The 17357-nt window shown below is 67.1% G+C and carries 18 protein-coding genes; 9 read left to right on the forward strand and 9 right to left on the reverse strand.

Annotated features, from left to right (window positions below):
• Positions 1–4 precede the first annotated feature (4 nt).
• From arcC to RDU83_01680, 7 genes are all read right to left on the reverse strand, one after another.
• Positions 5–955: a carbamate kinase gene (arcC, locus tag RDU83_01650; GenBank protein ID MDQ7839715.1), complete on the reverse strand. Its 951-nt coding sequence runs from the start codon at positions 953–955 to the stop codon at positions 5–7.
• 67 nt (positions 956–1022) lie between these two features.
• The gene (locus RDU83_01655; GenBank protein MDQ7839716.1) at positions 1023–2000 is read right to left on the reverse strand and encodes an ornithine carbamoyltransferase; all 978 of its coding nucleotides are present in this window, start codon (positions 1998–2000) and stop codon (positions 1023–1025) included.
• A gap of 11 nt (positions 2001–2011) precedes the next feature.
• The gene (pyrB, locus tag RDU83_01660; GenBank protein MDQ7839717.1) at positions 2012–2965 is read right to left on the reverse strand and encodes an aspartate carbamoyltransferase; all 954 of its coding nucleotides are present in this window, start codon (positions 2963–2965) and stop codon (positions 2012–2014) included.
• Positions 2966–3011: 46 nt separating this feature from the next.
• Entirely contained in the window at positions 3012–4376 is a 1365-nt protein-coding gene (locus tag RDU83_01665) for a pyridoxal-phosphate dependent enzyme (protein MDQ7839718.1), read from the reverse strand.
• Entirely contained in the window at positions 4373–5866 is a 1494-nt protein-coding gene (locus tag RDU83_01670; protein ID MDQ7839719.1) for a pyridoxal-5'-phosphate-dependent protein subunit beta, read from the reverse strand. The genes RDU83_01665 and RDU83_01670 overlap by 4 nt, the downstream gene beginning before the upstream one ends.
• A gap of 48 nt (positions 5867–5914) precedes the next feature.
• Positions 5915–6961 (reverse strand): ABC transporter substrate-binding protein, encoded by a 1047-nt coding sequence (locus tag RDU83_01675; protein MDQ7839720.1) that lies wholly within the window; start codon positions 6959–6961, stop codon positions 5915–5917.
• Between the two features lie 130 nt (positions 6962–7091).
• Complete coding sequence (locus tag RDU83_01680; protein MDQ7839721.1) at positions 7092–8153, reverse strand: ABC transporter substrate-binding protein; 1062 nt, start codon at positions 8151–8153, stop codon at positions 7092–7094.
• 168 nt (positions 8154–8321) lie between these two features.
• Between RDU83_01680 and RDU83_01685 the strand changes: the two genes are divergently transcribed.
• The 7 genes from RDU83_01685 to RDU83_01715 are packed head-to-tail and all read left to right on the forward strand — an operon-like array spanning position 8322 to position 14179.
• Entirely contained in the window at positions 8322–8789 is a 468-nt protein-coding gene (locus tag RDU83_01685; protein ID MDQ7839722.1) for a zinc ribbon domain-containing protein, read from the forward strand.
• A complete protein-coding gene (locus RDU83_01690; protein ID MDQ7839723.1) occupies positions 8771–9271 on the forward strand; it encodes a nitroreductase/quinone reductase family protein in 501 nt (166 codons plus the stop codon). The genes RDU83_01685 and RDU83_01690 overlap by 19 nt, the downstream gene beginning before the upstream one ends.
• Positions 9268–10242, forward strand: a complete 975-nt coding sequence (locus tag RDU83_01695) for a D-alanine--D-alanine ligase (protein ID MDQ7839724.1) — start codon at positions 9268–9270, stop codon at positions 10240–10242. The genes RDU83_01690 and RDU83_01695 overlap by 4 nt, the downstream gene beginning before the upstream one ends.
• On the forward strand, positions 10239–11120 hold the full coding sequence (dapF, locus tag RDU83_01700) for a diaminopimelate epimerase (GenBank protein ID MDQ7839725.1): 882 nt from the start codon (positions 10239–10241) through the stop codon (positions 11118–11120). The genes RDU83_01695 and dapF overlap by 4 nt, the downstream gene beginning before the upstream one ends.
• A complete protein-coding gene (apgM, locus tag RDU83_01705) occupies positions 11117–12394 on the forward strand; it encodes a 2,3-bisphosphoglycerate-independent phosphoglycerate mutase (GenBank protein MDQ7839726.1) in 1278 nt (425 codons plus the stop codon). The genes dapF and apgM overlap by 4 nt, the downstream gene beginning before the upstream one ends.
• A gap of 46 nt (positions 12395–12440) precedes the next feature.
• Entirely contained in the window at positions 12441–13679 is a 1239-nt protein-coding gene (locus RDU83_01710) for an MFS transporter (GenBank protein ID MDQ7839727.1), read from the forward strand.
• Between the two features lie 5 nt (positions 13680–13684).
• Positions 13685–14179, forward strand: a complete 495-nt coding sequence (locus tag RDU83_01715) for a PaaI family thioesterase (protein MDQ7839728.1) — start codon at positions 13685–13687, stop codon at positions 14177–14179.
• A 7-nt stretch (positions 14180–14186) separates the two neighbouring features.
• Here RDU83_01715 and RDU83_01720 read toward each other — a convergent pair whose 3' ends face one another.
• A complete protein-coding gene (locus RDU83_01720; GenBank protein ID MDQ7839729.1) occupies positions 14187–14651 on the reverse strand; it encodes a hypothetical protein in 465 nt (154 codons plus the stop codon).
• A 75-nt stretch (positions 14652–14726) separates the two neighbouring features.
• Here RDU83_01720 and RDU83_01725 point away from each other — a divergent pair, with 75 nt between their 5' ends.
• Entirely contained in the window at positions 14727–15446 is a 720-nt protein-coding gene (locus tag RDU83_01725) for a FadR/GntR family transcriptional regulator (protein MDQ7839730.1), read from the forward strand.
• Between the two features lie 60 nt (positions 15447–15506).
• Positions 15507–16070, forward strand: coding sequence for a lysophospholipid acyltransferase family protein (locus RDU83_01730; GenBank protein MDQ7839731.1), 564 nt, complete (start codon positions 15507–15509; stop codon positions 16068–16070).
• On the opposite strand, the gene RDU83_01735 is transcribed toward RDU83_01730, so the two are convergent.
• On the reverse strand, positions 16067–17320 hold the full coding sequence (locus RDU83_01735) for an SLC13 family permease (GenBank protein ID MDQ7839732.1): 1254 nt from the start codon (positions 17318–17320) through the stop codon (positions 16067–16069). The genes RDU83_01730 and RDU83_01735 overlap by 4 nt on opposite strands.
• Between the last annotated feature and the right edge of the window lie 37 nt (positions 17321–17357).

The raw sequence follows: 17357 nt of genomic DNA on the forward strand, positions 1-17357 counted from the left end.
GCGATCAGCCCAGGGTGATGCGCGTGCCGGTTTCCCCGCCCAGCGCCCGCTCCAGGTTCTCAGGGTTGGTGATCAACGCCTCGCCCCCGCCCCGCTCCAGGTAGCCGATGACCGCCTCCATCTTGGGAGCCATGCTGCCCTTCGCAAAGTGCACGCCCTCGGCCAGGTACTCCTTGGCCTGGGACAGGGTCATCCGCCGGATCGTCTGCTGGTTGGGCTTGCCGAAGTTGAGGGCTACCTGTTCCACCGAGGTGGTGATTACGAATAGGTCGGCGCCTATGACCGTGGCCAGCAGTGACGATGCCAGGTCCTTGTCAATGACCGCGGCCACCCCACGCAGGTTGCCTTCCGCGTCGGCTACGACCGGGATTCCGCCTCCGCCCACGGTGATGACCACGAACCCCTCGCCGATCAGGCGCTTGACCGCCTCCTCTTCGACGATGCGGATCGGGACCGGCGAGGCCACGACGCGCCGCCAGCCCCTTCCCGCGTCCTCAACCACGCTCCAGCCCTCCTCGGCTTGTCGGCGCCGGGCCTTCTCCGCGTCCATGAACGACCCGATCGGCTTGGTCGGTTTCTGGAAGGCAGGATCGTCCGCGCTCACCTCGACCTGCGTTACCACGGTCACGGCGTCCTTCTTGATGCCGAGCCGGCGGAACTCATTGTACAGGTTCTGCTGGAGCGCATAGCCGATGGCGCCCTGGCTGTCGGCGCCGCAAACGTCGAGCGGCACCTCGTGCAGCTCGTGGGCGGCCAGCTCCGACCGGCGCAGGATGAAGCCGACCTGAGGTCCGTTGCCGTGCCCGATTGTTACGTCCCAGCCGTCCCGGATCATGCCGGCGATGCGCCGGCAGGTCTCCCTGGCGGCCTCGTACTGGTCCTGCACCGTCTGGCGTTTTGAATCCTTGATCAGCGAGTTCCCGCCGATCGCCACTACCGCGGTACGCCCGGCCATGCGCTTCCCTCCCGCAGCCCTCTTCCCGCCGCTCTCTTCCTGGGCGCGTCGCCGTATCCGGTGCGCGTCAGCTCATCGTCAGGGCCATCACGGCCTTCTGTCCGTGCAGCCGGTTTTCGGCCTCGTCGTAGACCACCGATTGAGGCCCGTCAATCACCGCGTCGGTGACCTCGATGTTGCGGTCGGCGGGCAGGGGGTGCATGTAGATCGCGTCATCCCCGGCCATTGCCATGCGCCGCTCATCGGTGATCCAGTCCTTGTACTTGGCGGAGTGCTTCGCGCCTTCCTCATCGCTCTTAACGGTCAGCAGGGCGCCCCAGCTCTTCGCGTAGACGACGTCGGTGCCGCGAATGCCGGCCTCGAAGTCGTCCATGATCTCAAACCCAACCTTGGCGCGGCGTGCGTTCTCCTGCGCCTGTCCCACGATCTCGGGCATCAGCTGGAATCCCGGCGGGTGGACCAGCCGGACGTTCATGCCGAAGCGGGGCATCAGGAGGATCAGACTCTGCGGCACGCTGATCGGCTTCTGGTAGCTGGCGGCGTAGGCCCAGCTCACGGTGATGGTCTTCCCGCGCGGATCGCCCTTCTTCTCGATAATGGTCAGCAGGTCCGCGAGGGCCTGGAACGGGTGGTAGATGTCGCACTGCATGTTCAGCACGGGCACACGGCTGGCCGCGGCGACCTCGCGGATGTACTTGTTGCCCCCCATCCAGTCCACGTGCCTGATGGCTAGGCCGTCGTTGTAGCGTCCCAGGATCTCGCCGATCTCCTTGGCGGTGTCGCCGTGGGCGATCTGGGTGGTGCGGCTCTCGATGAACTGCGCGTGGCCGCCCAACTGCGCCATGCCGGCCTCGAACGAGGCGCGGGTGCGCGTGCTGGAGAAGAAGAACAGCATCGCCAGCACCTTGTCGCGCAGGATGGCGTGCGGCTGGCTGAGGGCTCGGCTGCGCTTGAGATCCAAGGCCACGTCCAGCGCGGTATCGATCTCCTCCTTGGTCCACTCCTGCAGGGTGATGAGGTCACGTCCGCGGAGATATGTCTGCATCGGGACTCCTCCTATTCCACTGCGCCCAGCACGAGGGCCAGCAGCGCCATGCGAACGACCACGCCGTTGAACGCCTCGGTCCAGTACCGAGCGTGGCGGGTGATGTCAACGTCGGGGGTAAGCTCGTCCATGCGCGGCAGGGAGTGCAGCACGATCGCGCTGCTCTTGCCCCGCTCCCGCAGCAACTGGCGGGTGATCTTGTAGGCCGCCGGGGTGAGCCCCACGTCGCCGGAGCGCTCGTCACGGGACTTCGTGTAGTCGGGCTGGACCACGGGCTCCATGTAGATCACGTCTGCCTCGCCGATGACTTCCTCGGCCGTGGCTACCTCACGGTACCGGACGCTGAGCGCGTCGAGCTCCGCCTTGAACTCGGGAAGAAGGGACATCTCGGGCGGCGAGACCACGAACGCCTCCATGTCGAACTGCGACATCGCGTAGAGGATTGAGTGCATCGTGCGCATCCGCATGTCGCCCACGCACAGCACCTTGAGGCCGTCCAGCGTGCCCAGCTCGCGCTGGATCGTGTATAGGTCTATCAGTACCTGGGTGGGGTGCTCCCCCCAGCCGTCGCCGCAGTTGATGATCGGCACCGAGGCCCAGCGGGCCGCCTCGTGCGGCGCGCCCTGCTGGAAATGGCGCATGGCGATGACGTCGCCGTAGTACTCGAGCATGTGCACGGTGTCCTTGATAGACTCCTGGTAGAAGTCGCCGGCACGGGTCATCTTGGCGTCCGAGAACCCCAGCACGCTGCCTCCCAGCCGGATCATGGCCGCCTCCGTGGCCAGGCGCGTGCGGGTGCTGGGCTGGTAGAACGCGGTGACCAGGGTCTTGTGCTTCAGCAGGTCGGTGTTGCGCCGGTCGCGCGCGTAGGGCTTCAGGTCGTCCGCCACCTGGAAGACACGGAAAAACTCGTTGCGCTCGAAATCCTTGAGCGACAGGATGTCCCTACCGAGAAAGCTTCTCATTAACCGATCCCTCCCTTTATGCCGGCCGTTCGGCCCTCGTATTGTCTCATCGTTTCACGCCGGTGAACAACACCGCCACGCGCTCACCCGACCCGATGCCGCCCTCGCGATGAAGGCGCAGCAGCCCGGCCAGCCCGGCGGAGCCGGTGTGATCCACACCGATCCCCGTGGCTGCCTGCGCGAGCGCGTTGGCTTCCTTCAGTGTCTCCTCAGATACCAGGACCGGAGTGCCCCCGGTGGTTGCCATCCCCCGGAGAACCGCCAGCCAGTCGTAAGTCTCGTCATCGAGGATGCCGTGTGCGATGCTCTTCGGCTCCTCCTCCCACGGCCACATGAACTGCGAACGGTGGGTGGCGGCGTAGCGCAATGCCTCCTCGATCCTCTCGCGGCCCTCCGGCCCGCCCTCAGGAGACGGCCCGATCCGCTCCATGAGCCGGCCGTAGGCCCGCTCCAAAGGATGGCCGCCCAGGGTCTGGACCGCGTGGATCCGCGGCATCCGCTCCAGCGCGCCCAGGCGCACCGCGTCCTGGAGCGCCTGGATCACGGAGCTGGCCAGCGCACCGCCGCCTGTCTGGATGAACAGGCGGTCCAGCGTACTGCCGGCGGACGCCAGATCCGAGGCGATCTCGTATCCCAGGGTCTTGCCGCCGTCTATCGTCAGCCCATTGTCAGGCCCCTGGCAGGTGAACGGCAGGGCGCCCTCGCGCACCGCCTGCTGCAGCCGGTGGTAGGTAGGATCGCCGGGGGAGCCTTCCTCCCTGGGGCAGATAGTCAGGTGCGCGCCCAGCGCCTCCAATCGTGATACCACCACCGGGTCGGCGCTCGTGGGCACGAACACCTGGAGCCGCCGCCCGCCGGCCCGGGCCACCACTGCGGCGGCCAGTGCCGCGTTGCCGCAACTCGCGATGGCCAAATCGGGCGCGCCCGCGCCGGCCTGTTCGGTCCCGGCCCGAGCGGTCAGGCCGGCCCGCTCGACTACCTCCAGGTGGATCAGCAGCCCCATCAGGTGGCGCGCCTTGTGCGACCCGGAAACATTGCCGGTTTCGTTCTTCACCCAGACGCCGCCCCCGGCGAATCCAAGACGGTCGCCTAGCGGACCGCTGCGGAAGAACGGGGTGGCCTCAAACCCGCCCCCGTCCACCTGCGCCACCGCGAGGTCGAGCCGCTCGACCAGGCCGACATAGTCGGCGTCGGTGAGGCCGTGCGCCAGGGCCAGGTGGTAAGAGTGTGAGAGCTCGCGATATCGGACGAACGGGTTGGCCGGACCGTAGGCGGGAAACCGAAGGCCCGCCGGGTCCAGCACCGCGGTCATCACGTGGTCGGTATCGTCGCCCCGGCCTGCGTTGGGACACCTGAAGGGGTAGGGATCGCCGGGCGGTGCCGCGGCGCCACACCCGGTACAGGCAATCATGCGGCCGCTCCCGTCCTTCCGTTGAACTCCTCGATCAGATGGTCCCAGGCTGGGATGATCGCCCGCATCTCCTGCCAGAACCGCTGATCCCGCCTGGCCTCGAACTCCTCGATCGAGATCCCCTGCTGTTCCACCCAGGTGAAGTAGCCCAGGTTGAAGATGCGGTCCCGGTCCACGCGGGTCAACTCCAGCAGGTGGTCGTTGGTGACGCTGCCCAGGTGTCCGGCGAACGTCGCGCCGGCGGCGACCGCATCGAATCCGCCTGGGAAGTACTTCCGGAGGGATTTCTCCCGCTCGGTGGCGTACATCGCCGCGCCGTCGGTGGCGACGGTGACGACGACATCTTGTGGCCCCATCCCGAAGTGCTTCGCGGTCTTGATCGCCCCGAGCACGTTGCAGATGCTGGAGAGCCCCAGCGCCGGCAGCAGTTCAATCACCGCGGGCGGTACACCCTGCCGGCTCACGAGATACTCGCGGCCGGCAGGAGTGTTGAACAACACGTCGAGCCGATCGGTGCTCTGGTCCGAGACCGCCGCCACCAAGTCGGTGTTCGTCACGTTGTGGATCAGAGGGATGTGCTTGTCACCTATGCCCTGGATGTTGTGCTCGCCGAAACCGTTGTACAGCATGGTTGGGCACTCAAGGGCCTCCATGGCCACAATCTTGGCGCCGTACTGTTCCTTGAGGTAGTCACCGGCGCCCAGGGTGCCGGCCGAGCCGGAGGCGGAGACAAAGGCGCGCATCCGCAGGCCGGGCTCGGAGGCAGCCAGCGACTCGAACAGATTCCCCAGCGCCTTTCCCGTGACCAGGTAATGCACCAGATGGTTTCCGAACTCGCAGAACTGGTTGAAGATGATGTTGGTCGGATCGCGCTCCAACTCCGCGCACTTGTCGTAGATCTCTTTGACGTTGCTCTCTGTGCCCGGCGTCCGGATGATGTCCGCGGGGTCGGCTATCCACCGCTCCAACCATGCGAACCGCTCCCGGCTCATCCCCTGCGGCAGCACGGCGATTCCCCGGCAGCCCATGATGCGCGAGATGGCCACGCCGCCGCGGGCATAGTTGCCGGTGGACGGCCAGACAGCCCGATGGGCCGTCGGGTCGAACTGCCCGGTGATTATCCGCGGGGCTATGCACCCGTAGGCGGCCAGCACCTTGTGGGCGCGGATCATCGGGAAGCGGTCTCCGAGTGCGACCACGATGCGCGCTTCCACCCCGGTGAGCGCCTTGGGCAGCACCACGTGCTCGGGCGACGCCACCCGGTCGGTGCGGGTTGCACCGTTGAACCAGTGCACCCTAAAGAGGTTCAGCGGGTGTGGGGCATCCGGGTCCACGCCGGAGAGGGCCTCCCGGATCCGCGGCGGAATCCGGGCCGGGTCCGTCAGTTCTGCGAAGGTGGGCAGCACGATCCCGGCATCGCGGAAACGTCCCACCGCCCGCTCATAAACAGTCTTATCTACGAGCTCACGTTCGAGCCCAAGTCGCCTCATCTGTCTACCCCTCTTGCGCTAGGTTGGCCTATCCCTGCAGCGCCTATTCTACCTCACGGGAAGCATACGCTCCGCCTTGGGCGGGAGGAACTTGTCGGTGAAGACCTGCTGCCACCTGGGCTTGACCGGGAGCGCGAACGCTTCCGTCAGCAGATCAACGGACCGGCTCATGCGCTCGCCCTTGATTGCGCCGAAGCCGTGGGATTGCACATCTTTGGTCAGGATGTTGTGCCGGAGCGCGAGCTGCAGGCGCTCAAGCTCTACGTCCTCGCGCAGCAGCGGGTCGCGCCGCTTGACGATGGCGACGGCCTCTGAGGGGTTGTTGATCGTGTCCTTCAACGCGCGCACAAACGCCCTGAGGAACCCGCGGACCGCCTCGGGCTCCTTCTCGAGCAGGGTCGCCGGCGCCATGATGGCGTTGCCGTAGAGGGGAAGGCCCTGGTCGTTGTACATGAACGCCACGATCTCGGCCGGATCTACCCGCGCGGCCTTCAGGTTGAGGAACGAGGTGAAGTAGAAGCCGGAGATGGCGTTGACGTCGCCCCTGACCAGCATCGGCTCACGTAGCGGCACGTCCATGGTGATCCACTCGACCGAGGCCGGGTGCATGCCCACAGCCCGGGCGAAGAGCGGCCAGAGGCGGCGCGGCGCATCGCCGGCCGGCGCGCCCAGCTTCTTCCCGTAGAGCTCGATCGGCCGCGTGATGCCCTCGCGCCTCAGCGTGATGATCGAGAAGGGAGGCTCGTTCAACAGGACCGCTATGGCCACGAGCTCCCGGCCTGGGTTCCTGGCGTTGAACTCGATCATTGAGTTGATGTCGGCGTAGCCCAGGTTGTAGGCGCCGCCGGCGATCTTGGTCACCGCGTCGGCCGAGCCGAAGCCGCGGTCAACCGTGATGTTCAGGCCTTCCGCCGCATAGTAGCCCTTCTCCAGGGCGACCAGGAAGGGCGCCTGCGGTCCCTGTACGATGAAGTCCAGGGTGAACTTCCACGTCGTCTGCTTACCTGGTCTGGCGGGCGGCTGGGCAAGGCCAAATCCGGCGGCCAGCACGACAACTGCCAGCACCGCCGCAAACACTGCCAAGAGGCTTCTCACTTCTGGTCCCTCCTTGAGATAGGACAGAGATTCTCCGGATGCTAGAGTATTATGGTTGGATTCCGGTGTAACCTAAAAGGTTCGCGATTGGCGAAGAAACCCCCTTCTCCGCACCCTACTCCCGGCTAGGCTACCTTGCGGGCAGCATGCGCTCAGACTTGGGAGGCAGGAACTTGTCCGAGAAGACGCGCTGCCAGGCGGGCTTGGTCGGGAGACTGAACGCCTCGGCCAGCAGGTCAATGGACCGGCTCAGGCGCTCGCCCTTGACGCCGCCGAAGCCGCCCGATCTGACGTCCTTGGTCAGGACGACGTGCTGGAGGGCCAGCACCAGGCGTTCCCGTTCCACGTCCTCGCTAATCATCGGGTCGCGGCGCTTGAGGGAGCTGATGGCCTCGGAGGGGTTTGCGACCGCATCCTTCCAGGCGCGCGTTATCGCCCTGACGAAACCTCGCAGAGCTTCGGGCTCGTCCTTCAGGAGGGAAGGCGGCGCGATGATGGCGTTCCCGTAGAGCGGCAGGCCGTACTCGTTGTATGGGAAGATCACGATGTCCGCGGGATCCACCCTGGCAGTCTTGAGCGTGATGAAGGCGTTGAACGAGAAGGCGGCAACCGCGCTGACCTCACCCCGCAACAGCATCGGCTCCCGCAGCGGCGGGGACATCGTCACCCACTCCACGGAGGCCGGGTGCATGCCGACCGCTTTGGCGAACAGCGGCCAGAGCACGCGCGGAGCAGAGCCGGCCGGCGCACCCAGCTTCTTCCCGTAGAGGTCGATCGGCCGGGTGATGCCCTCCTTCCGCAGCGTAACGATGCTGGAAGGCAACGCGTCGAAGGGCACGGCAACGGCGATCAGGTCCCTGCCGGGATTCCTGGCGTTGAACTCGATCATGGTGTTGATGTCGGCGAATCCCAGGTTGTAGGCGCCGGCCGCGACCTTGGACACGGCGTCGGCAGAGCCGAACCCGCGGTCAATGGTGAGGGAGATACCTTCCGCGGCGTAGTAGCCCTTCTCTAGCGCCAGCAGGAAGGGCGCGTACGACCCGTCAAAGACCCAGTCAATCGTGAACTTCCACTGCACCGTTCGGCCGGGCTTGGCCGGCGTCTGGGCGAGTCCAGATCCGGTGGCGGCTGCGGTGATGATCAGCGCGACGACGATCATCGCGGCGACGGTCAGCGAGAGCAGGCGTTTCATGGGTGGTCCTCCTCTTGGGATTCTTGTTGCGAATGATTCGAGGCCGCCCTGTCGCTCCCTTTCCCGGGGCGGTAGGCAGAGGAAGGCGCTCGGCTGCACCCTTTTGGCACTCTTGGGCGTCGCCTGGGGTACAATCGTGACGTTACCGTTCTTCTGAGGATCGCGCTCTTGGGCAGCGGGGAGGACAGCATGAGCAGGCAGGTATCTGCTGGCAGAAAGACCGCCTACTACCTGGGCGTCGTTGTCATGATCATCGGCGGCCTCATGTTCGCATCCGTGTTTGTCACGCTTGCGATGCTTGCCGGGAGAGACTCAGATCCAGAAACGGTGATCGGGTCCTTCCTGATTCGCGCCTTCGGGGGACTGGCGCTCGTGGCCGTTGGTGGCGCAATCAGGGCAGTTGGAGCCCGTGGCCTGGCCGGTTCTGGCGTGGTTCTGGATCCGGAACGGGCACGGCAGGAACTCGAACCCTACGCTCGAATGGCAGGCGGCATGGTCAAAGATGCATTGGATGAGGCCCAGATCAAGGCCGGAACAGGCGGGCCGCAGAGAATCGTTATGGTCAGATGTCCCTCCTGCCGAAAGCTGAACGAAGAGGACTCTAAGTTCTGCCAAGAATGCGGGAAGGGCCTCTGATCAACTCCTTTGTGCAGGGGGTTGCTTCGTCTCGGCTGGGAGCCTGGTTCCTTTCTCGCACCCTGCACCATCTCGACCGCCTCGTTCTCAGGGTGACCGGGGGCCGCACGACCATGACCGGCCTCTTGACAGGTCTGCCGGTCGTCGTCTTGACAGCCACCGGCGCCAGGAGCGGGCTGCCGCGCACGCTTCCTCTGCTGTGCGTTCGCGACGAGCTTACCCCGAATGCTTTCGCCCTCGTCGCCTCGAACTGGGGAGGGCGACACAACCCGGCCTGGTACTCTAACCTGAAGGCGAACCCCCGCGCGGTGGTTTCCGTGGGCGGTCAGGTTGGGGAGTACGTCGCACGCGAAGCAAGCGGAGGGGAGTACGAGAGGCTCTGGCGGCTGGCAGAGGACACCTATGCGGGCTTCCGGCTGTACAAGGCGCGCGCTTGTGGGAGGCGCATCCCGATAGTGATCATGACGGTGAGCACCGCGTGAGGCGGCTGCGCGTCGGCGTGCTCATGGGCGGCCCGTCGCCGGAGCGCGAGATATCGCTCTCCACCGGCCGCCACGTCGCGGCTGCGCTCGATCCCACACGCTACGATGTGGTACCGTTGGAGGCGCCGGCCGCAGGCGCGTGGTTCCCTCCCACGGACATGGACGTGGCGTTTGTCGCCATGCACGGTCCTTTCGGAGAGGACGGAACGGTTCAGGGCATGCTGGAGTTCGCCGGCATTCCCTACACGGGCTCCGGCGTCCTGGCCAGCGCCCTGGCCATGGACAAGCGACGGTCGCGCCAGCTTATGGCGTTCAACGGCGTGCCGGTGCCCGGCTACTTGGTAGTGGACCGCGCCTTGCTCGCGGCCAGAGGCTCCTCGCTGGTGGAGGAGGTGCGGCAGACGTTGGGCTTCCCCTGCGTGGTCAAGCCTAATGCCCTGGGCAGCAGCATCGGGGTAAGCTTGGTTCGCCAGCCGGAGGGCCTGGCGGATGCGCTGGCGGCAGCACTGGCCCTGGATCAGACGGCTCTCGTGGAAGAGTACCTGACGGGCACCGAGCTGACCTGCGCTATCCTCGACGATCCCGAGCGCGGCGCGCCGGTGGCGCTGCCCCTGGTGGAGATCGTGCCCAAGCGGGAGTTCTTCACCTTCGAAGCCAAGTATACTCCGGGCGCGGCCGACGAAATCTGCCCGGCGCGCCTGCCCGCTGCGGCGGTCTGGCGGGCGCAGGCGGCCGCGCTGCGCGCCTACCGCGTGCTGGGTTGCAGGGACTTCGCGCGCGTGGACCTCTTCGTCCGCGAGGCGGACGTCGCGGTGCTCGAGGTGAATACGATTCCCGGCCTGACCGAGCGGAGTCTCTTTCCGAAGGCCGCGCTGGCCGCGGGGCTGGAGTTCCCGGCCCAGGTGGAGCGCCTTATCGCGGCCGCGCTACGCCGTGCCCGGAGGCCATCCCAGGAGGTGCAAGAAGGATGACGCCCCCCCCAGGGCAGAACTGGATAGTGAAGTCCCACGCGCTGGGCAACGACTACCTGGTGCTCGACCCCTCCGCGCTCACCTTCGAGCTGACCTCCCGGGCGATACAGCGCATCTGCGACCGGCACCTGGGTGTCGGTTCCGATGGGATCCTGGCGCTCGTTCCGACTTCGCGCGCGGATTTCGGCCTGCGCATCTACAACCCCGACGGCAGCGAGGCCGAGAAGAGCGGCAACGGCCTGCGCATCTTCGCCAAGTTCCTCTTCGACCACGGGTACACCGATCGGACGGCCTTCACCGTGGACACGCCCGGCGGGATCGCAGGCATGACGCTTCACCTGGCTGGCGGTCGTATCGAGCAGATGACGGTGGACGTGGGGCGCGCGACCTTTCAAAGCACCGAGATCCCGGCCACGGGACCGCCCCGCGAGATGGTGGACGAGATCATCGAAGTTGGCGACCAGCGGCTGGAGATCACGGCGGTTTCGGTCGGCAACCCGCACTGCGTCGTCTTCGTGCCGGACCTGGATCTGATTGACCTGCACCGGCTCGGGCCGCTCCTGGAGACCCATCCTCTCTTTCCCAAACGCACGAACGTGCAGTTCGCGCAGGTGGTTGCGCGCGACCGGGTGCAGATCCTCATCTGGGAGCGCGGCGTCGGCGAGACGATGGCTTCGGGTACCAGCGCCAGCGCCGTCGCGGCCGCCTCGGTGCGCGAGGACATGACCGACCGCGAGATCACAGTCTCGGCCCCCGGAGGAGACCTGCGCGTAGTCGTGGGCGAAGACTGGAGCATTCGGGTGACCGGCCCGGCGTCCGAGGTCTACTCGGGGACGCTCAGCGCCGATCTCGTGGCAGCGATTGGAGGGTTCTCATGAGCCGCAAGATCCTCTATGTGATCCTGGATGGTGTCGGCGACCGGCCGATCCCCTCGCTTGGAGGCCGCACGCCCTTGGAGGCCGCGCATACCCCGCACCTTGACCGCCTGGCCGCCTCCGGCGAGCAGGGTCTGGTTACCACTGTCGGGGAAGGGATCGCGCCCGAATCTGACGTGGCCGTGGTCGCCATCCTCGGGTACGATCCGATGGTCTATCACGTCGGCCGGGGCCCGCTGGAGGCGCTGGGCGCCGGGCTGGACTTCGGCGGGGGCGACTTGGCGCTGCGCGGCAACTTCGCCACCGGCGGGGAGGGCGCCCTGATCGTTGACCGGCGCGTAGGCCGCAACCTTTCCTCACAAGAGGCGCACGTGCTGGCCGAAGCGGTCACCGCGCAGATCGATCTAGAGAGCGCGCCCGCCAGGGTAGTCGTGGCCGCGACGATCGGCCACCGCTGCGCGGTGGTTTTTCATCCCACAGAGGGACGCCTGAGCGCCCAGATCTCGAACACCGATCCGGCCTATGCGCGCATCGGCGGCATGGGCGTCGCCCGCGCCACGTTCGGGAACCAGGTCGAGGAGTGCGTGCCGCTCGATGGATCGACCGAGGCGCGCGCGGCTGCGGCGCTGGTGAACGAGTTCACCCGGAAGAGCCGCAAGATCATGGATGCGCACCCACTCAACGCCCGGCGGCGGGCCGCGGGAAAGCTGGCCGGCAACCTGATCCTGCTGCGCGACGGCGGCGACCATCTGCCGCAGGTTCCCTCGATACACGAGCGTTTTGGCGTACGGCTGGGGTGCTTCGTGGAGATGCCGGTCGAGCGTGGGATCGCGCGCTACCTTGGGATGGGCGTGGTTGAGATACCTCACGGCACCTCCGGCAGCCGCGCCGAGGCCTACCAGACATGGGCGCGCCGCGCGCTGGAAGTGCTACCCCAGTACGACGGTCTCTACATGCACCTGAAGGGGCCGGATGAGCCCGGGCACGACGGGGATTTCACGGCCAAGCAGCAGGTCATCGAGGAGATTGACGCGCACTTCTTCGGCAATCTGCTACCGGCGCTCGATCCCTCCGCGGCCATCGTCGCCGTGACCGCGGACCACGCGACCCCCTGCGAGGTGCGCGGTCACTCGCCCGACCCGGTGCCCCTTCTGATAGGCGGCGGGAGCACGGTGCCCGACGGCGCCGGCCGATTCACCGAGGCCGCCGCGGCCAAAGGAGCGCTGGGGCACCTGCGCGGCATCGAGATCCTGCCGCTGCTGGTGGGGCGGAGGTAGGAGGCCCATCGCTACGGATCGCCGCTGTGAATCGCCGGGGTAGACAGTGAAGGAGCGCGCCCAGCCCGACCTTTGGCTGCCGGGGATCTGCGCCTCGCGCTTCTTCATGAACATGATCCACATGACTTATGCCGCATGCCTGCCCGTGCTCAGGGCGTCGTGGGGCATGTCCGCGGCCCAGGCAGGTTCGGTGGCCACCGGTTTCCAGGTCGGCTACGCGATCTCCCTGCTGGGCTTCTCTTGGCTGGCCGATCGGGTCGGCGCCCGGCGCATCTTCCTGATTTCCGGCGCCATGAGCACGATTGCCGCGCTGGGGTTTGCGCTCTTTGCGCGGTCGTACGCTTCCGGGCTGGCGCTGTTCACGCTGACCGCGCTCGCACAGGGAGGCACGTACACCACGGCCATCATGCTTATCTCCGACCGCTACCGTTCGCAGCACCGCGGCGCGGCCCTGGGCTGGCTGATCGCTGCCTCTTCGCTGAGCCACGCGGCGTCGCTGCTGGTCACGGGTGCCGTGCTGCCTCGGGGCGGCTATCAGGCGGCGTTCCTGGTGACCGCCGCCGGCCCACTTGCAGGGATGCTCGTCGGATGGTTCGCCCTGCGGGGGACGGCCAACGTGATCCATCCTGGCGAGGAGGGGTCCGGTGCCGGGGTCGAACTGCTGCGCAACCCGCATGCAACGCGCCTGATCGTCAGCTACACGGGCCATTCGTGGGAACTGCTGGGCATGTGGGCGTGGGCGCCGGCGTTTGTGGCCGCCAGCCTGGCCGTATCCGGGGCGATGACGCTACGGGCCGCCGAGCTCGGCGCCTACCTTTCGGCTTCCTTCCACCTCATGGGTTGGGTGGCGTCATCGTCTATGGGGTACCTTTCGGACAAGCTCGGGCGCCGCACGGTTATTCTCGCCCTGGCCGCGACTAGCGCCGCATGCTCGTTCAGTTTCGGGTGGCTGGTGGGAGGGCCGCTCTTGATCATCGCCGTCGTGGGCGCGGTCTACGGCTTCACGGCGCTGGGCGACTCGCCGGTGCTCTCGGTCGCCCTGACGGAGGCGGTGCGCCCTGCCTATCTCGGTTCGGCCCTGGCCATCCGGTCGCTCGTGGGATTCGGCGCTGGTGCGGTATCGCCGGTCGTCTTCGGCCTGGTACTGGACGCGACCAATCCCGCAGGGGCGCCCGCATCCGGCTGGGGATGGGCTTTTGCCGTGCTGGGCATCGGAGGGCTGGCTGCGGTGCTGTCCGCCTGGGGCCTGCCGCGCACGCGGCGGGTATCCTTCCGGGAGGTGTGATCTGCGTGGACCACCCTGAGATCACCAACAGATGGCCGGGCCACTGCTTCGGCTGCTCGCCGTCCAACCCGCGCGGGCTGCGCCTTCGCTTCTGGCGCTCGGAGCAGGGCTGCTATACCAAGTACGCCGTCCCCGAGCACCTTTGCGGCTTCGACAGGGTTGCCCACGGAGGGATCATCGCGACGCTCTTGGATGAAGTGTCGGCCTGGACCGTCATAGCGTGTCTGGGCCGGCTGGGGGTCACCCGCGAGATCTCGATCCGCTACCTCAGGCCCGTGCCGACAGGCACCGAGGTGTACGTCAGGGGGCAGGTCGTCAGCCACGATGATAGGATCGCGGTGGTGAGCGCGTCCATCACTCTTCCCGGGCGCTCGGAACACGAGGTGCTCGTTGACAGCACGAGCACGTGGGCGCTGCCAAAACTCTCTAGCATCGCCAGGATGGCAGGGCTGGATGAGCAGGCCCTGCGGGAGTACCTGGAAGCCATGGGGCAGAGCTAGGCGAGAGTCAGGCGACCGCCTTCCGTCGCACCAGCAGCCAGATCCCAAGCACGATCAGCAGCATGGGCCACCATGCGGCCATCACTTGCATAATGCCTGCGCCCCGCAAGACCCGCAGCAGCCCGACTGCCACGAGGATCCCGCCCGGGACGAGCGGCCACCATTCGGCGGCCTGCCTGCCGCTCCTCGCAAGATCCACCACGTAGACGAACAGGAAGCCGACGCCCAGCCCGAGCAGCACCGGCGCGCGATCGGCGCCGACCCAGTCGCGCGCCGCGATGCCGGCGCCCAGCCCGGTCAGGATCCCGGCCGGCACAAGGAGGCCGTACCTGCCCGTAAAGGCATAGGCCACCAACAGGAGCGCACCGACGACCAGGACGCTCTGGTCACCGATGGGGTACGCCCGCATGGCCAGCAGCAGGACGACACCGACGACTATCAGTACCAGGCCCTGCACGTATCTCCGCTCCATCGTCCACCTCGTCCGGAGGCTAGTGTGTTTCGTTGACAGTCTCTTCACGACGCGCGACAATTGCCCTGCCTGCAGATGTCGGACCATCGGACCAATCCACAGCCCGTGCGCCGCACGAAGATCTACGAAGAGGTGGCGGCGCGTATTCGGCGCCTCATCTCCGAGGGGCGGCTTAAACCCGGAGATAAGCTCCCGCCCGAGCGCGAACTGGCCGCGGCCATGGGCGTAAGCCGCACCTCGGTCCGCGATGCCATCCGCACGCTGGAAGCGACCGGCCTGCTTGAGCCCCGGCAGGGCCACGGCACGGTGATTCGGGAACTCTCTGCCGCCGGAGTGGTGGCGCCCATCGCATCGGCACTGTGGGTCAGTCCCGACCTCGTGGCCGATGTCATGGCCTTCCGCAAAGTGATTGAACCCGCCCTGGCCCGTCAGGCCGCCCTGCGCGCGACACCCGACGAGGTACGCCAGTTGGAGGCGATCCTCGCAGGCCAGGCGGCCCGCGTCGAGGCGGGAGGCGCCTTCCACGGCCTGATTGCGCGTGCGGCGCGCAACCAGGTGGCGCTGATGGTAGTCGAGTTGCTGATGCACCTGCTGCGCGATGACCGCGAGCGGGCGCTTCGGGGACGGGGCCGGCCGCAGCATTCGCTGCGCGGGCACCGGCTCATCATGGAGGCCATCCGCCGGCGGGATGGTGGCGCGGCCGAACTGGCCATGCTGGCGCACCTCGAGCAGATCGAAGCGATGCTGCTTCCCGTCCGGGCGCGCGTGCCCGCGGGAACGGACGGCAGCGAGTAGCCGTTGGGCCGCCACCACTGGCCGCGCGAGACTCGGCTGTTCTGGGCGTGGTGGGTTGCCGTGCGGGCCCTCCTTAGACCCCTCTTCTGTTTCCGGGTCGAAGGCCTCGAACGCTTTCCCGCAGGCCCTGCGGTCCTCGTCGCCAACCACCCAAGCGCGCTGGACCCCCTGTTTCTGGCCGCGGCCGTGTCCGAGCGCCTGCTGTTTCTAGCCGCGGCGGAGTTCTTCGCGCTGCCCGCGGTGGGATGGGCGATGCGGACCTACGGGTGCATACCGGTGCGCCGCGGCGAGGTGGATTCCGGTGCGGTGCGCGAGGCGCTGCGCGCGTTGGCGGCGGGGCGCAAGGTGGCGGTCTTCCCTGAAGGCCGCGTGACCCCACATCCGGATGGGCGCCCGGGGCTTCGTGGCGCCGCGCTGCTGGCCTCACGCGCCACGGTGCCGTTGATTCCGTTTGCGATCGCGGGGACTGGGCGGGTTTTCCCTCTGGGTGCTTGGTTTCCCAGGCCCGGCCGGGTGGCTGTGCGGATCGGCCCGCCGCTGCCGCCGCCTGGTGCCGAACGGGCGTCGCAGGACGCGGCCACCGAGGCGGCCATGACCTGGATCCACGCGCACAGCGCGCGCTAGCGCAGCCAGAGGATGTAGAGCAGGATGTGGGCTACGCCCACGGCCACCAGGGTGAAGGGCACGCTGATCTTCATGTAGCGGCCCAGGTCTACCCGCTCGCCGTGCTTCTCCAGAAAGCCGCAGGCGAAGACGTTGGCCGTGGCGCCGACCGGGGTAATGTTTCCGCCGCTGCCGGTGCCGACCAGCATTCCGAACAGCAGCGGCCACGCGCTCGTCCCCAGCAGCCCGGCCAGGTCCTGGGCCACCGGAATCATCAACACCGTGAACGGCACGTTGTCCACGAACGAAGAGATCGCCACCGAGATCCAGATCAGGGCGCCCATGGCCAGAGCAGGCGTCTTGAGCCCTGCCCCGTGCAGCAGCCCCGCGAACTCCCGCAGCAGCCCGGTGGACCGCAGCGAGTGCGCCACCACGAAGATGCCCATGATGAAGGCGAACGAGTTCCAGTCGAACTCGACGAACATCGCGCGGAACCGCCGGCGGTTGAGCAACAGCGCAGCGCCGCCGGCCGCCACGCCTACGATCCCGGGCGAGAGGCCGCGCCCGTGGCCGAAGGCCAGGATTGCGACCGAGACCACGAACAGGACCGTCGCCCCGTAGGTGACCGGCACCTCGTCCACCGCCAGGTCAATCCGCCTGGACATGTGGCGGAACTGGAACAGCAGGGTGAGCAACGCCGCGATGACCGCGACGACCGTCAGCGTTCCCAGCCCTATCCGCCCCTGGAACCAGTAGAAGTCCATGAACTTCATCCCGGTCTCGATGGCAAGGATGATTGACGGCGGGTCTGCCACCATGGTCACGGTCGTGACGACGTTGGACGATATTCCTATGACGACCATGTACGGGAAGAGGGAGGTGTTCAGCCGCCTGCTGATCGCCAGCGCGATCGGCGCCATCATCAGAACCACGCCCACGTTCTCCATCCAGACGGACAGGAACGCGGTCGAGGCGGCCAGGTAGAGGATGGCGTGCTTCTCGGCGTGGGCGGCCTTCAGGATGCGCTCCGCCAGGAGCTTTGGAGCCCCGCTGTCCATGAAGGCTATCGAGACCATCATGAAGCCCCAGTAGATGCCCAGAACGTCCCACTTCAGGGCCTGCGTGAGGACCTCGTGCGGCGTCAGGATGCGCAGCGCGACCAGCAGCACCGCCGCGGTCAGCGACACGTAGGCGATCTTGATCCGGCGGCTCAGGGCGAGGGCGTACGTCGCGATGAAGATCGCCAGTGCCAGGATCTGTTCGAGGCTCATTAGGGAGGGGCCTCCTAGAGTCTTGTCGCGAGAGTCT

This window comes from bacterium (assembly GCA_031082185.1).
Taxonomy (GTDB): Bacteria; Sysuimicrobiota; Sysuimicrobiia; order Sysuimicrobiales; family Humicultoraceae; genus VGFA01.

Excerpts from the sequence above, each read along its gene's own strand:
- arcC (MDQ7839715.1), bottom strand. The coding sequence starts at position 955 with ATGGCCGGGCGTACCGCGGTAGTGGCGATCGGCGGGAACTCGCTGATC.
- RDU83_01655 (MDQ7839716.1), bottom strand. The coding sequence starts at position 2,000 with ATGCAGACATATCTCCGCGGACGTGACCTCATCACCCTGCAGGAGTGG.
- pyrB (MDQ7839717.1), bottom strand. The coding sequence starts at position 2,965 with ATGAGAAGCTTTCTCGGTAGGGACATCCTGTCGCTCAAGGATTTCGAG.
- RDU83_01665 (MDQ7839718.1), bottom strand. The coding sequence starts at position 4,376 with ATGATTGCCTGTACCGGGTGTGGCGCCGCGGCACCGCCCGGCGATCCC.
- RDU83_01670 (MDQ7839719.1), bottom strand. The coding sequence starts at position 5,866 with ATGAGGCGACTTGGGCTCGAACGTGAGCTCGTAGATAAGACTGTTTAT.
- RDU83_01680 (MDQ7839721.1), bottom strand. The coding sequence starts at position 8,153 with ATGAAACGCCTGCTCTCGCTGACCGTCGCCGCGATGATCGTCGTCGCG.
- RDU83_01690 (MDQ7839723.1), top strand. The coding sequence starts at position 8,771 with ATGCGGGAAGGGCCTCTGATCAACTCCTTTGTGCAGGGGGTTGCTTCG.
- dapF (MDQ7839725.1), top strand. The coding sequence starts at position 10,239 with ATGACGCCCCCCCCAGGGCAGAACTGGATAGTGAAGTCCCACGCGCTG.
- apgM (MDQ7839726.1), top strand. The coding sequence starts at position 11,117 with ATGAGCCGCAAGATCCTCTATGTGATCCTGGATGGTGTCGGCGACCGG.
- RDU83_01720 (MDQ7839729.1), bottom strand. The coding sequence starts at position 14,651 with ATGGAGCGGAGATACGTGCAGGGCCTGGTACTGATAGTCGTCGGTGTC.
- RDU83_01725 (MDQ7839730.1), top strand. The coding sequence starts at position 14,727 with ATGTCGGACCATCGGACCAATCCACAGCCCGTGCGCCGCACGAAGATC.
- RDU83_01735 (MDQ7839732.1), bottom strand. The coding sequence starts at position 17,320 with ATGAGCCTCGAACAGATCCTGGCACTGGCGATCTTCATCGCGACGTAC.